The 15,232-nt window shown below is 40.8% G+C and carries 8 protein-coding genes and 1 other RNA gene; 3 read left to right on the forward strand and 6 right to left on the reverse strand.

All coding sequences use genetic code 11. The annotated features are described in order from the left end of the window. Nucleotides 1–59: 59 nt before the first annotated feature. Nucleotides 60–417: a transfer-messenger RNA gene (gene ssrA / locus KO501_RS02485) on the forward strand. A gap of 161 nt (nt 418–578) precedes the next feature. Next, complete coding sequence (locus KO501_RS02490; protein WP_216028056.1) at nt 579–1,748, forward strand: integrase domain-containing protein; 1,170 nt, start codon at nt 579–581, stop codon at nt 1,746–1,748. Nucleotides 1,749–1,972: 224 nt separating this feature from the next. On the opposite strand, the gene KO501_RS02495 is transcribed toward KO501_RS02490, so the two are convergent. From KO501_RS02495 to KO501_RS02520, 6 genes are read right to left on the reverse strand one after another with little or no spacing between them, the layout of a single operon-like run. Further along, complete coding sequence (locus KO501_RS02495; RefSeq protein ID WP_216028057.1) at nt 1,973–4,573, reverse strand: hypothetical protein; 2,601 nt, start codon at nt 4,571–4,573, stop codon at nt 1,973–1,975. Nucleotides 4,574–4,608: 35 nt separating this feature from the next. Next, nucleotides 4,609–7,347, reverse strand: coding sequence for a DEAD/DEAH box helicase family protein (locus KO501_RS02500; RefSeq protein ID WP_252728061.1), 2,739 nt, complete (start codon nt 7,345–7,347; stop codon nt 4,609–4,611). Nucleotides 7,348–7,370: 23 nt separating this feature from the next. Further along, nucleotides 7,371–8,978, reverse strand: a complete 1,608-nt coding sequence (locus tag KO501_RS02505; protein ID WP_216028058.1) for a site-specific DNA-methyltransferase — start codon at nt 8,976–8,978, stop codon at nt 7,371–7,373. Nucleotides 8,979–9,028: 50 nt separating this feature from the next. Beyond that, nucleotides 9,029–10,855, reverse strand: coding sequence for an AIPR family protein (locus KO501_RS02510; protein ID WP_216028059.1), 1,827 nt, complete (start codon nt 10,853–10,855; stop codon nt 9,029–9,031). 11 nt (nt 10,856–10,866) lie between these two features. Further along, nucleotides 10,867–13,761, reverse strand: a complete 2,895-nt coding sequence (locus KO501_RS02515) for an SNF2-related protein (RefSeq protein WP_216028060.1) — start codon at nt 13,759–13,761, stop codon at nt 10,867–10,869. After that, a complete protein-coding gene (locus tag KO501_RS02520) occupies nt 13,751–13,939 on the reverse strand; it encodes a helix-turn-helix domain-containing protein (protein ID WP_216028061.1) in 189 nt (62 codons plus the stop codon). Before KO501_RS02520 ends, KO501_RS02515 begins: the two co-directional genes overlap by 11 nt. 531 nt (nt 13,940–14,470) lie before the next feature. Between KO501_RS02520 and KO501_RS02525 the strand changes: the two genes are divergently transcribed. Further along, nucleotides 14,471–15,229, forward strand: coding sequence for a DUF2034 domain-containing protein (locus KO501_RS02525; protein ID WP_216028062.1), 759 nt, complete (start codon nt 14,471–14,473; stop codon nt 15,227–15,229). Nucleotides 15,230–15,232: the final 3 nt, after the last annotated feature.

A 15,232-nucleotide genomic window follows, 5' to 3' on the forward strand; every position in this document is an offset into this window, starting at 1 on the left:
TGAATAGGGTAAACCATTCAGTAGGTTTTACTTAGTCTGGTAACAGACGAAACACCCAAGGGGCTGATTAGGATTCGACAGGATCTAGGAAGCCGGAGGTGCATGCAGAGGTGCGGCTGGCCTCTTAAAAAAGCCGCATTAAATAGTCGCAAACGACGAAAACTACGCACTAGCCGCTTAATAACCGGTATAGGCCCTTCCACCTAAGCTCTGTCTGCTAGCCAGGATTTTGGAAGGTCATATAAGTAGACTAGCGAGGGAAACTTTCCTGAGGTTGAACCGCGAAATAGTATCAGGACAGCTACCAGGAACCCTGTTTGTCGGGGTCTAAAGTAGTTAAAGAAAAGACAAACTAAGCATGTAGTACCAAAGGTAGACATTTTCTGGACGCGGGTTCAAATCCCGCCAGCTCCACCACTTTCAAATACTAAGACGTCCTAGGACGTCTTTTTTATTGCCTAAATTCAGTAACTTAACACCAATTCAGTCCCGTTACGTCCGAGGACATATTGTAAAATCCACGCTTTTTAGTAACACTATTAGTAACACAAAATCATGTGTACGGAGACAATGTTACAATGGCCAGAACCACCCGCCCCTTAAGTGATACAGAAATAAAAAAGGCACGTCCAAAAGACAAAGAATACAACCTTGCCGATGGCGGTGGTTTACAGTTACGAGTGCGCCCCAGCGGCGCTAAACTATGGTTATTCAATTACTCTCGCCCTTACACAAAAAAGCGCGCTAATTTAAGCCTAGGCAGCTATCCCGACGTTACGCTTGCTGATGCCAGAAAAGAAGCTGCACAAGCACGTGAGTTACTCGCCAAAGACATTGATCCCCAAGAGCACAGAGCCGACACTATCATGTCAGAGAAGGCAGAGCTCGAAAACACTTTTGAGTCGGTTGCAGCTAAATGGATGGAAGTTAAAAGAACGCAAGTAACACAAGACTACGGTGACGATATTTGGCGCTCGCTTGAAAACCACTTGTTCAAGGAATTAGGTAAGCGCCCTATTCGAAAACTTAAAGCTCCAATGGTAATAGAAGTATTAAACCCCATTGCTGCTAAAGGTAACTTAGAAACAATCAAGCGTTTGTGCCAACGGGTTAATGAAATCATGACCTATGCGACGAATGTAGGGTTTATTGATGCTAATCCACTGGCTGGCATAAAAGAAGCATTCAGCTCACCTAAGAAAAAGCACATGCTTACGCTTAAACCGGAAGAGCTTCCCGAGCTAATGAAAGCTATACATTCAGCGAGCATTAAAAAAGTAACACGCTACTTGATTGAATGGCAGTTACACACGATGGTACGACCTTCAGAAGCTGCCGGTGCTCGCTGGGAAGAAATAGACTGGGATGAAAAGCTTTGGAATATACCAGCCGAACGAATGAAGAAAAAGAAACCGCATTCAGTACCACTTTCTACTCAAATGTTAGGCCTATTAGCAGAGATTAAACCAATTAGTGGGACACTTAAATACATATTCCCAGCAGATAGAAACCGAAAAATGCACACTAATGCCCAAACAGCCAACTCTGCACTTAAACGCATGGGATTTGAGAGGCGCTTGGTATCGCACGGCTTAAGAGCCTTAGCAAGCACGACGTTAAATGAAAGCGATTTTAATTACGATATAGTAGAAGCGGCACTAGCCCATTCTGACTCAAATGAAGTTCGCGCTGCCTATAACCGAGCTACGTACCTTCGGCAGAGACGAGAGATGAGAGATGAGAAATGAGAGATGAGAGATGAGAGATGAGAGATGAGAGATGAGAGATGATGCAATGTTGGAGTGATCATATTGATGAGGCTACAAAGAGAGGTATATTTATCAGAGATATTTAATCTTTGATAGCTTAAAGTATTACTAATTCACATGATGGTTTTCTGAATATACCTCTGGCAATTCATTTGGAAAAACAGTAATACTTTCGAGATTTTTAAGATCAGGCCTGAGCTGAGCTAGTTCATGTGAACTAGTCGCTTCTTAAATGTCTCTCTCCATTTTTTCAACATTTCTAAATCTTTATTTAGTTCATCAAACGACGGGAGAAACTTTGGAGCCTCTCTTGAATGGCTGTGCTCATAGCAGGAATACTTGCTCATTAGCCCATCAAGGAACTGACAATCGGCCAGGCCAATTCTGGGTAACTTAATTAGTCTGTTATCAGTCTGTAGTCCTCGTCTATGCCTTCTGACGATTTGATCAAGTAAATCGTCTTCAACTGTGCGTTCAACCAACTTTCTAAACTCTGAACAAATACCTTGAATCTGTAGTTTAAATACAGCCTGATCCTGGTGCTTTTCAAATGCACTCTTTGTTTCACCAAGTGAGCTTATAAGTTTATTGTTGGCGGCTTTAGTGTTCACAGAAAAGCCATCCATTTCTGCTACACAACCATGTTTTCCATTAAAACTTTCAATACATACTTGTGAAAATTTTACTTTCCTATCAGTATCACTCCACGCTTTCTTACTTAACTCTTCCAATGCTCCAAGTAACGATAGCCTATGACTAAACACGAGCACCTGCCTGGAATCAGACAATTCAACTAATCTGCGAGCAACTTCCCACTCATAATCTACATCCAATGAAGAGATGGGATCGTCAAAAACGAATGGAGCCATATGGGGTTTACCTGTTACGTCGGCAAAAAAAGCAGCCAAACTAACAACCCTTTGTTCACCATCACTTAAAATTTCACTTGTTTTCTTTCTTGAATATTGTGGGGTCACACCACTGAGTTGTAATTTGTGCTTAACTTTGCCCTTACCACCTTTCCCTTTAACTAATTCAACTTTTATCTGTGATGCTCCGAGTAAGCTAAGTTCATCGTTGAACCTTGAAACGTATGACTCAGTAATCATTTTTGCAGCTACTTCATTACCTTTACGAGTTACCGCTATAGTTGATGTTAATTTTATCCATAGACCGTAGTTTTCAATTTTTTGTAAACGGATAACTTCCTGTTTTATCTGCGGTAAATAACTTGATGACCAGAGCTTTGCTTTTAGCGATACTAATTCACTCTGAACGGCTATTGAGTTAAAGTTTCTTGCATCTTCTTCATGCTGAACGACTTCAGCTTTTAACTTATCAACTAATGTATAAAGGTCATTAAAAATATTGGAATCATATTCAAACGGTTCAAGGTTTTCGTTTGGTCTTTTTATTAAAGCTTCGCTTCTCTTAGTTATTAGGCTCCATGTCTGTCGAAAAATAGGTAACCATTTTTCTTCATTCAGTCCTGCTGCGCTCAATTGAGTCGTAAGCTCTTCGGCTTTGGCTTCTTTGGGAAGCAACGCCACAACATCAGAAAAAGCTTTATCGGACAAGGCTGCCTCTTTTTCTAGTGCTCCCTTTATGAATGATTCAAATGACTGAAATCGGAGTTTAGCTTCAGCTGTTAAATTTTGGTGGCATAAGACACATTTTGCATCATCATCAACATAAGGAAACTCATCGCTCTTATAAGCCTCAGCTGTAGAAAATTCTCTTGCCGCTAGCCATAACGCTTTCCAGGTTGCAGTTCCTACACCTTTGATATCAGAGCCATCTATAACAGCCTGCGCCCCTTCTGATGCAACTTTACGCTTTAATTCTTTGTCTTGGTATAGGCTGACGAATGAAGAGCAGCTTTGCGTATTTACTAATTCAGCAGCCTTTTTAATTTTTGTCAGAGTAACTTCAAGCTGTTTAATTAAATTATTTTTAGAAGTAACTAACTTTTTAGGATCTGTATTTAAACGCTGTTCTAAATCACCTTTCAGCTTTTCATCTTCATCTGTAAAAGTAAAAAAGTCTTCTAGCTTTTGTTCGGCCGCGTCTTTGTGTAAACGTCCATACATCGCCTGAACGTGCTTTGTTTCAGAGTATTGACTTGGTTTAGTCGGAAGATTGGAATTTAACTGCTTCTTCTCCGATTCAAGGGCATCTTTTACGCTATCAAATAATGCGACGAGCTGTTCAAAAAACGACACATCCAATGGAACATAAGAAACTTCATTTTCTTGTTCAAGATAAAACTGTCCAGATACAGCATCAAAGATATCTACAGCTTCAAGCAGTTTGATTGGATTTTCGTTCGCCTGCCATTCAAGTTCATGGTTTTTTCCTTCGTGGGCTAGACTTACTTTGCATTTACTTACCGCAGGTAAAGGTTGGTATATGTTTGGCCTCAATTCTGATGCGCTAGGGTGTCCACAGAGCTTCTTCAAAATCCTAGTGTAGCCAGATTTTCCCGAACCATTATGGCCATATACGACAGTCATATTTGGGCCAAACTTTAGAGGGCGATAAGATGAAATATTATCTATTCCTTCAACATCACTTATTGAATTGATCTTAGCAAAATCATTATTCTCACTGTATCCGTGAAAAAAAGAAAAATCGACTCTAGAGTCTGTTGATTGCCCCCTTGCAGATTTTACCAACTCCTTGAGTTGCGCTATCACATCAGGAGTTATTGCATTATTTCTTAAGATAATGTCGGCTGCACACTGTTGCCAAAATGGCTTTGTATGCAACCAGTCAACTATTTGTTGTCTTATATTCATTTTCATTATTCTTCCCTGTAATGATGAAGTTAAGTCCTTTTTTATTCCTCAAAGCCACATTGCTGTATAAAATAGTCTAGCGAGTTAGCTTCTTTAACTGAGTCATGCGGAATTAACAAGTACTTCCATGGTTTACCACCATGTTTGGCAAGATAATCACTAGCCTGATTACACCATTTCACACCACTACGTGCTTTTTCTGTGACTTCCTCATTCCAACTTCCATCTTGGTTTTGGTGCTGAGTACTCTTAGTCTCAATCATTAATACATACTCGCTTGTTTCTGCAATGAAGTCAGGCACATATTCAGGGTGCTCATTTCCACGCTTGTAGTACATCTTGAACTGACCTTTAGCTGGTTTAAACCACTTTTCACAATCACGTTCTAATATCACTGCAAAGCGGCGTTCAGTGTCTGAATCAAACTTTTGTAATGGGTATAAACAACGGCTAAAACCATTAAAGAGCATTTGTTTGATGCGACTAACATCACGCACTGTATCACGGTAGTTTTGCAGCGGCTGATCTTGCGCTATAGTGTACGCACAGTCTCGTAAGGTACTGAAGCCACTACGCACATCAACGACGTACTCGGTTGCTTCTTCAAAGAAGTGATTGTTTAGTTGCGCATGAATTAACTTCGCAATTGCATCACTTTGGTTTTGCAGAATGTTATCAACTACATCTTCCTCGTTTTCAGACGCCAGTGTATTGACTGCTTGAGTTGCTAGGTCAAACAAAAATTCAGCTTGCTCATCGTAAGGGATATCGTCGTAGTCGAACAATTTCTTTAAAATGTAGTTCTGCTTTACTGGTTCGTAGTTACCCGAATCCCCTTCTCCACGAATAGTTTGATGATTGTCTTGCAAGCTATGTTGTAATAGCGTTCGGTCGATAGGCTTTAGGTCTTTAATTACTGTAATGTTTAAATCAAACGGATGATAACCGGTGCGCACTTCTCCTGATGGTGAAACAATAATACGCGGAATATCTATGGTGTTATCAACCGTCAGTTGGGTGACTTGCTCAACAATCGCATCAACATCCAGTGATTCTTTGGTAAATAACTCCCGTTGCTCTTGAGTTAACTGAGCTTTTACATGCTCGGTAATCTGTGCCTTTACCTCAGTCGTTATCAGAGCTTTGCTGGTTGGTGCATCGATAGGGCGTGTTTGATATTGCTTTATAACGTTCAATGCTGTGCGGGCAACAGCTTGTTCGTTCGGCGTGGCATAGGTTGCTTTAGGTTCTTGTACATCACGGTTACCATCTGGTCCGGCTGCAGTTACGCCTGAACCAGAAAGTTGTTGCTCTAAATTTGATTTCACCTGGACACTTTGCTTGGTAACGTCGTCTTCTATGCGATCTAGTTCACGCGTTTTCAAGCGAAGCGGGTTGTTCGGGTCATTGGCCTCATCAATAATCTCTTGGAACTTGTCATGTGCGACGATACTTAGGGTATCGACGGCTTCAACACCAGTACGTTTACCATAAGGCAAACGCAAACCACGGCCAATCGATTGTTCGATTAAGGTTCGTGCATTAGCAGCACGCAGCGGTACTATGGTGTACAGGTTGGTTACGTCCCATCCTTCTTTGAGCATGTTTACGTGAATTACAATCTCAGTAGGCTCATCCACATGCTCAACGTTGAGCAGTGCTTGAATGGTTTCTTCTTCTTTTTTACTGCTATCAACCTGAATGACCTTGCCAGCGTAACGACCATCAAACACACTTTCGAGCTTGCTTAAAAGTTCTGCTGCATGGGTGGTATCACGCGCAATAACCAACATAAAAGGCTTAACCAACTTAGTATCGTTTTCATAAGCATAAGTAGTTAAATCTACTTTGGTTTGCTCGTGTAGACGAATACCATCCATCAATTTAATGGTATCCAGTTCGTCTTTATCGTACTGACTTGCATCAAAGTTACGTTGAGTGACTACTGCGGGTTCTTTAACAAAACCATCATCCATTGCACAGGCCAATGGATAATCAATAACCACATTCTTAAAATGCACTGGGCCACGGTTGGATTCAGTGAACGGTGTCGCCGTTAACTCAAGTGCGAATAGCGGATTAAGTTCATTCAGCGCGCGCATACCTGCATCCGCGCGGTAGCGGTGCGACTCATCCATTAACAGCACTAAATCAGTCAGATTCGATAGATACTCAAAATAGCTTTCACCTAAGGTTTCGGCCAAGCGTTTAATACGTGGAGCTTTACCACCACGCACCTCTGTGTTGATTTTGGCGATATTGAATACGTTAATCCGTACTGAGCCAAAAAAATCACCCATCACTTGTGCGCCGCGGCTTTCATAGTTGTCACCAGTGATTACTTCTGGCGGCGCTAACACAAAGTCGTTAATGCCTTTAAAAACATACTTGGGTGATGCCGGTGAGAAGTCTTTAATCAGCTTTTCATAAATGGTTAAGTTAGGTGCGAGAACAAAATAATTGCGTATGCCATGCACTTGATACAAATAGGTAATAAAGGCTCCCATTAAGCGAGTTTTGCCCACACCCGTAGCTAAGGCAAAACACAAGGATGGAAAGTCACGTTCAAAGTCGCTGAGTGTTGGAAATTGAACTTTTAAAGTTTCAAGCACTTCAGGTAAATCACGGCTAGGTTCAAGTAACTTATGCTCAGACGCGGCAACTGCTACGGCTAAAGCTCGTATCGAGTCTTGCTGAGGTTTACGTAAACTTAGGCGACTAATCACATCATTAATAGAGCGCAACTGTTCAGGTTTGAGGCTTGATAAATCCATAATCATTATTTTTTCTATCCTTTAAGCAGTTAATGTTGTTCTTGATCGTTATCATCTGCTGAAGAATCATCGGTTAAATTTTCAACATTCAGAGAATAGTCGTCACGTCCCCATTCGCACTTAGCTAAAATAGTCTTAGGCAATTTTTTCAGAGTTAAATTAGCAAAGCGATTCGCTTCGCAGCGAAATGCGCCACACATTACGAGTAAAGTTCGGTCACTGCCTACTTCTTCAGAAAGCCCTTCTAACTTTTCAACTGACAGACTCTGCGTGGTAACGTAAATATGATCTGTCTCAGTTGAGTAACCATGATCCCACCAGTCAACTTCTGATGGAGCATAAGTAAAGCCTTCCAACTTACAAACTGCTTCGGCAAGCATTTCTGGGTTATACTCTTTATTGATCACTTCCAAGCCAAACTTGTCTTTAACAATCAAAGACGGTGCAAGTTTGTAGTAACGAAAGCCACCTCCACCTTGCCAGTTTACAGACTTAGAAATACCGCCTTGATCCGTTCCGTTCAGAACCTGCTTTAACCTTGGAATTATCACATCATCGCAGTGATTACCTAATTCAACCATGATCCAACGCCGGCCCATTTTATGAGCGACAGCACCAGTTGTGCCAGAACCGGCAAAGGAATCAAGAACAAGATCCCCCGGTCTAGTGGCGACATTGAGGATTTTTTTTATCAAGCGCTCTGGTTTTGGTGTGGCAAAAAGATCAGACGTTTTTGTATCAGGAAAAAGTTTTTTCAACTCATATTTAGCTTGTCTATTGTGACCAGTATCATCTATTTCATCCCAGAGAGATGAAGGCGCTAACCCTTTTTGATCTGCTAAATAAGTTTTTTTGAACAGTTTCTTTCCATCTGGCGTAAATGAAATTTCACCAGTTTCAATCATTGCTGCCATTCTTTCTTTATTCCATCGCCAACCATTCTTGGGCGGTGAAATTGATTCTCCTGACGGTGAGGTTACGTCATAAGTTAAATTTGGTCGCGGTTTAGGTGATGATACATTACCTGAGAACCATGGTCCTCTAGGATCATTATCTGGGTTTTTATAGTGGGCATTCGCAGCTTCAGTGCGTTCTAAAGCATAAGATAGCCAACCGGGATTCTTTGAATAAACAAGTATGTGATTGTGATCAATTGAAAACTGTTTAGCATCATTATTTGAAGAATCTGCTGCTCTCCAAACGATATTACTTACAAAGCAATTTCTGCCAAACAATTCATCACAAATAACTTTTAAGTAATGTGATTCATTGTCATCAATACTAATAAAAAGAACTCCATCTTCTTGTAGCAAGTCTCTGAGTAATTCCAGTCGCTCGCGCATCATGCTCAGCCAAATTGAATGTTCAACACCGTCATCGTAATGATTAAAAGCACTAAACGTATTGTATGGTGGGTCGATAAAAACACATTTAACTTTGCCGGCATAATCTTGCTCTAAAGCTTTTAAAGCTAACAGGTTATCGCCAAAAATCAGTTTATTATCGAAAATATCGTTTTCGGTAACTTTTTGGCTGGCATGATATGATTTGTTAGGGTTTTCTAACAAAATGCGTGGTTCAAGCTTTTTACGCTCGTTTTTGCCAATCCATGTGAGTTCTAATTTTGTTTTACTCATTGATTATCTTCTTTAATCTCGTTTATTTTTCTAAGCCTTGAATGTCGACTTTAAGCAGGTTGTCTTTGCCTTACGGACGGCTGGGCTTGCTGCCGCTTTGCCTTATCAGCTAAGAAACTGAATAAATTCTGGTTGTGTGGATCGTTCGCGTCTTGGCGCTCTTGTTTTGCTATCACTGCTCGGTGTTCTGCCAAGTTTAAGTGAAGAATCCACACTGTTTGCATTAACCTTGCGGTATCGCTAAGGCGTTTAAAATAAGCGTGCGGCACACTACCGAATGCTAATGTCCTAAAACTATCAAAGAATTGCTGACGAAGTTCATCAAAGGCTCGGCTAATTAATCTTTCAAATGCTTCTTGCGAGGTAATTTCAACAGCGGAAATTGTGTTTTTAAACTGCGCCATTAATAGCGTGGATATGCAGTAGGTAAAATGACGGTATACCAATTTTTCAGGGCTTAGATTACTGCGCTCTGCTGCAGTGCATAAACCTTGTATCGCCAAGTAGCAATTCACTGCGTTAATGGCGATAGATCCCTGTAAATCTGAACTAAAAATAGCCTGGTATTCAGCACTTTCTGGGTTGGTAAACTTACTTGGCTCAACCTTTAGTTGATAAGGCACACGTACATTGGCTTGCATACAGGCTAATGCTTTTGACAAAGTATCAATAGCAATGCTACGAATACCGGCCGCTGCGATTTGCTGTGGGCGGTAAAGGTATTCCACACCGAACATTTTCATCTCTTGACGTAAACGTTCCTGGGTATCATCCAGCGCAGCAAAGTTGGCTAAATCGACTGGATTTTGCAAGTTACGAGCTTTAGTTACTTGCTTATGAAATGTATCGTTACCTGTGTTGATAATAGTTACCATCACTTGGGCTTCGCTGATATCAGCATCTGGATTTTCACGCATAAATTGCGCTGCACTGGCTATTGTTTGTGCACCGTTAACGACGGATAGTCCCAGTACATGAATGTTCCGAGGACCACCTTTATTTTGTAAACGCTTTGGTTCCACATGGTTACCAACCATAGTGATACCGTTGTTTAAAAAAAAGAAGTCTTTTGGGTTGTCGAGCAATGTTTGCTTGATTGCGCTGTTGACCCCACGTCGGCCAGCACCGATGAAGTAGCGAATATTTTTCTCGTAAAGTGCTTTGCCATGCTTTTGGTGTAGACTGACTAGCTCATTGACTTTGGCTACACCAAACACTGCATTTCTAGGTTCAGTGGTTGTTGAGCATTTATAAACTGCTACTTTTTCATTTACTGCTGAGATAGCTTGCTCTTCACGCAAAGCTTCTTCAACATCCTGTGCAGAAAACTCATCAACCTGCATTTGTAATTGCGCTTCACCACGCTCAACTAATGCAGCAAGCTTGCGTTGCATTTCATTGGTTGCTGTACCCGCTATACCACTCCCCGTATATGCAATCAGTACTTGTATGCTATCGCACTCATCTAGCGCACTTTCAATATATTCGTGTTTATTGTTAAAGTTTTGATTGAATACATCAAAGTTTTTATCGAGCAATAATTCAACGCCCGTCATCATTGTTTGGGCTTCAGGTAACAGAAATTGCTCGCGGGACTTAAACTTTGATTGCACAATAAATAAGGTACGTGTTTTTTCGTCAAAGTAAAGCGCATCTATGCCTTGGTCGTTGTAGTCGTCTAATACTAACTGCGCAGCCAGCTTTGCATCTATGCCAAAACGTGTTTGCAACACATACGCACTGAACGCACGTGCAATTTGCTTTTCGGGTAGATCTTCCCGCCCACCTTGCCCAAGCAATGGTGGCAAATGCGGAACATAGCGCTGCCGAAGTAGTTCTTTCAGCGGAATAATAAATTGTGGTTGTAATGCTGCCAATTGAAATTTCCTTATAAAAGTTTCCAGTGAATCGTAAATAATATTTCTTGGGAAGTTTTTTTATTTAATTTCCCTTCTAGGGTAGTAATCAGTGACTCCCTTTTATCATCTACTTCATCTTGTCGGTCGAACAGCTCTCGCCTGCTTTTATTTCTTAAGCTTTCAAGCTGCCGTTGTTGTTTTTGTAAGTTCAACTTTTCTTCTAAAGTTGGTGCAATTTTAGCTTCACGACGAACTTGTTTGATTTGCTTGTCAAGCTCTTTAATAGATTGCTCTAAACCATCTTTTAAGTCGTCTGCCCAAGTATCAAGCTTATTCACCTCTTGCTCAAAAAAGGTAAGGTTGCGATCGTTAACCTGTTTTTCTATAGCCAAGCGAGATTCTTCAAGTTCCAACGATAATTGTGAATACTGCTTTGAATTTTGAATTTTTAACTCTGCTTCACTTGTTTCGGTGATAATTTGCCCACTCAACAACATTAGTTTCTGCGCAACTTCGGCAGGGAGTGAATTACCTTGGCTATCAATGGTTGCGAATAATAGGTGATCTTCACTTCGCTCCAGAGAGTCAACACTAAATTTAAGTAGCCTCAATACACCAGAGCACCCAATAAATGGCTCTAGCATACTGATTTTTGTTTGATGCGATGAATAATCAAATATGATATCTGCCGACTCTAAGCTACGATTTAAGGCTGTATTGATAACCCATTCACCTAATGGGTGGGTGATGCGATATATGTGAGCGTTGTGCAATTTATCGTTTGCGTTACTATTCGCTCCTCTTCTTACTAATTGATAGAGGCCAGTAGCCACACCGTTGCAAGGTTCAAATAACTCGAAACTATGAAGATTTTCATTTAATTTTGCTTTGTCTGAAAGCTCAAAGGAAGTTAATTGCCAAAACCATCGGCCAACTTTATCCAACCTTTGCTGAGCCTGATCCAGTTGAATTTTTAACAAGTCATGAATGTCTTCATCAAAGTTTTCCAAAAGTAATTGCTGGGTTTCTCGCATCTTTTGGTTTATTTCTGCTTCAAGTTCTTTTTGTAATTGATCAAAAGCTGCTTCGATTTCGTCCGAGAGGCGACAAGTTTCATATATACGTTGGATGCGCTTTTCGAAGTCGATGCCAGATTCAATACTTCCTAAAATGTCATCGGAAGCACCAAATACACCGTTAAAGAGATGGAACTTTTCAGTAAGTAATTCTAAAACGCGTTGATCTGCTTTATTGGCTTCATTTAGAAAGTTAATGACAACTACATCAAATTGTTGTCCATAACGATGGCAACGCCCAATCCTTTGTTCTACCCGTTGTGGGTTCCAGGGTAGGTCGTAGTTAATTAGCAAAGAACAGAACTGTAAGTTAACACCTTCTGCGGCAGCCTCGGTTGCAATCATAATCTCCGCTTCATTACGGAAAAAATCAATTAACGCACTTCTTCGATCGACCTGAGGCGAGCCCGTTATTTTATCACTTTCTTGATTCTCAATTAACCACTGATGATAAATACGCGTGGCCTCAGGGTGATTATTACTACCGCTAAAAGTCACCAGCTTGTCAGCAAAACCATTCGCTTCCAAAAACCTAGCTAGATACTCTTGTGTTCGTTTTGACTCTGTAAAAATGATGGCTTTTCGTGGAGCTCCTAAGGTTTCCATCTTATTGAAACCTTGTGTTAGCGCAGAGAGCAATGCGTTTGTTTTGCTATCCGTAGTTATGCTCTTGGCTTGTTCTATATACTGTTCAAGCTCATTAATTTCAGCATCAAGCAATTCGAAATCAATATCACTTTCAGCTCTGCTTAAAACAGAATCATCAGAGTACTCGCTGTATTCTTGGTCTAAATCATCCCCATCTATAAGCTCATTAATGAGATTTAGTTCTGATGTTGATTGAACTTTTAACTCAACAAGCCTTCGCTTAATTGTTTCTAAAGTGTTAAGGACAGCATACGAACTAGAAGCGAGTAACTTTCTTAATATCAGACCTGTTAGATGTCTTTGACTCCTCGGGAGTGCGTAGCTTTCCTCCTTTTCTAATAATGCACTGATCCCTTCGTAAAGTTCTATTTCAGCTAATGAAGGGCGAAACGGGACGGTGATTGTTTGTCGTTGGGTATAACGAACATATTCCAATACATCTTTTCTTAATGTTCGTTGGATAAAGCCAGACAAGCGTTTCTTAAGATGAACTAACGCCTTTTCATTATTAACAAATTGCTGTTTAAAGCTTCGCTCGTCGCCAAAAATTTGCTCGTCAATGATTGTAGACAGGCCGAATAGCTCCATTAAGGAGTTTTGTAATGGCGTTGCTGTTAGTAATAGTTTTTTACTTCCTTCTAGCGCTTCTCGTAAAGCTTGCCCCATCTTATTACTCGGACGGTGGGCATTACGAAGTTTATGCGCCTCGTCGATAACCACTATATCCCATGGTTCCAGCATGAGCTGCGTTTCCATTCGAGAAGCATAATGATACGACATAATAGAAATTAGGCTATTGGCTAATGGGTTCGGCTGTCCTTGATTGACTGAGTTGCGCCAAGTTTTTGCATCCAACACTTGCGAGGGTAAATTAAATTTGTCGGCAAGCTCTTGAGCCCATTGTCGTCTAAGGGAGGCTGGGCAAATAATCAAAATTCTACGTTTACGTTCAGCCCAATATTGTGAAAGAACTAAACCAGCCTCGATTGTTTTACCTAAACCAACTTCATCTGCAAGGACAACCCCTTTACTAAGAGGATTGTTCAACGCAAAAAGAGCTGCATGAATTTGATGTGGGTTTAAGTCTACACTTGCATCAAACAAAGACTGCGATAGCTTGTCCACGCCGTTCTCGGCATGTCTAATGGTTAATTCATGGGCGAAATACTTCGCTTGATGTGGTGTTATGCTAATTGACATTCTTATTTTCTTGCTTTTTTAGCAGTATCCATTGTTCGATATCTTCTTTCTTAAAACGCCAAGACCCACCTACCTTAAAGCCAGGTAGTTTACCTTCACTGGCTAATCTATAAGCTGTTTTTTCATTAAGCTTCAAATAGCTAGCAAGCTCTTGAATTGTCAATATTTCGTCACTCATTACTTTTTCTCTAACTGTGATCAGAGCTAGAGTATGAGAAAATTGAGGAGTAATCAACAAAACTGATAAATTAAAAGAAGTACAAAAGCAATTACACGATAGTTTAGCCAGCACCACAAAATCCTAGTACACTGCCTAGTCTTTATGTTTACTTTAAAGGATGCTGATTTACTGCACTTATAGTAGTTGGCTTTACATTCGGTGTAACAATACAAACCATGTTTTGAATTTGCGCAATTGATTATTGAGACATTGTTTCCTCTCATCACACATAATTCTAAATTAATAAAACGTCAGATAAGACTGGTCGATTTATGGTTTAAGTGACCGTAGAAAGATACTTTTCCACATAAGTAAACTACTTCGTTACGCAACATTTGACATGGGTTATAGCTAATACGCGGTCTTGCGAGACACGCTTATTTTTTCTAACAGCGGGGCTGTAGCCTTATACTACATAATAGAGATCTATACCTTATTCACCATCGCAAGATAGTATACTTTTGGTAGTTAAAACAAGGATGTTTGTGAATGCCAAAAAACAAAGCCACTTTTATTGACCTGCTGGTAGAATTACCCTGGTGGATGTCGGTTCTGGTATCCGTCATTGCCTATGTGATGATGGCGCATGTGTTGCCATCCATTCAAACCGATAATCAAATCACCTCCATGGTATTTAAAGCCTTTGTGATCCCCGCCCCTTATATTGCTGCCATGATATTGCTTGCCGCCCCCTTTGCGTTTTTAAATGCTCGCCGTAGGGCTAAACAACTGGATACCCAGCGCAATATTCAAAGTGTGCGTGAATTGCATTGGCGTAACTTTGAAGAGTTGGTGGCCGAAGCCTATCGCAGGCAAGGATACAGTGTAACTGAAGGCGGGTATGGTGCTGATGGCGGCATTGATTTAGAACTTCGAAAAGGTGACCTCCTTACCTTGGTGCAATGCAAACGATGGAAAACGCAAAAGGTTGGCGTAAATGTGGTGCGGGAAATGTTTGGTGTGCTGACTGCGCATCAGGCTAACCACTTTATTATCATTAGTTCTGGCACCTTTACCCAACAAGCAATCGACTTTGCAGCAGGCAAATCTATTGAGCTGATTGATGGTCCTAAACTATTAGCACTGGTAAATGATGTGCAGGTTTCACCTCAAATGACTATTGAAAAACCCAAGGTATGCCCAAAATGTTCTGGTGAGTTAGTAGAAAGAACGGCGAAACGTGGCCCTAATAATGGTAATACGTTTTGGGGGTGTTCCAACTTTCCGAAATGCCGTTATACCGAGTAAACA

The organism is Alteromonas sp. C1M14, from assembly GCF_018860965.1.
Classification (GTDB): Bacteria; Pseudomonadota; Gammaproteobacteria; order Enterobacterales; family Alteromonadaceae; genus Alteromonas.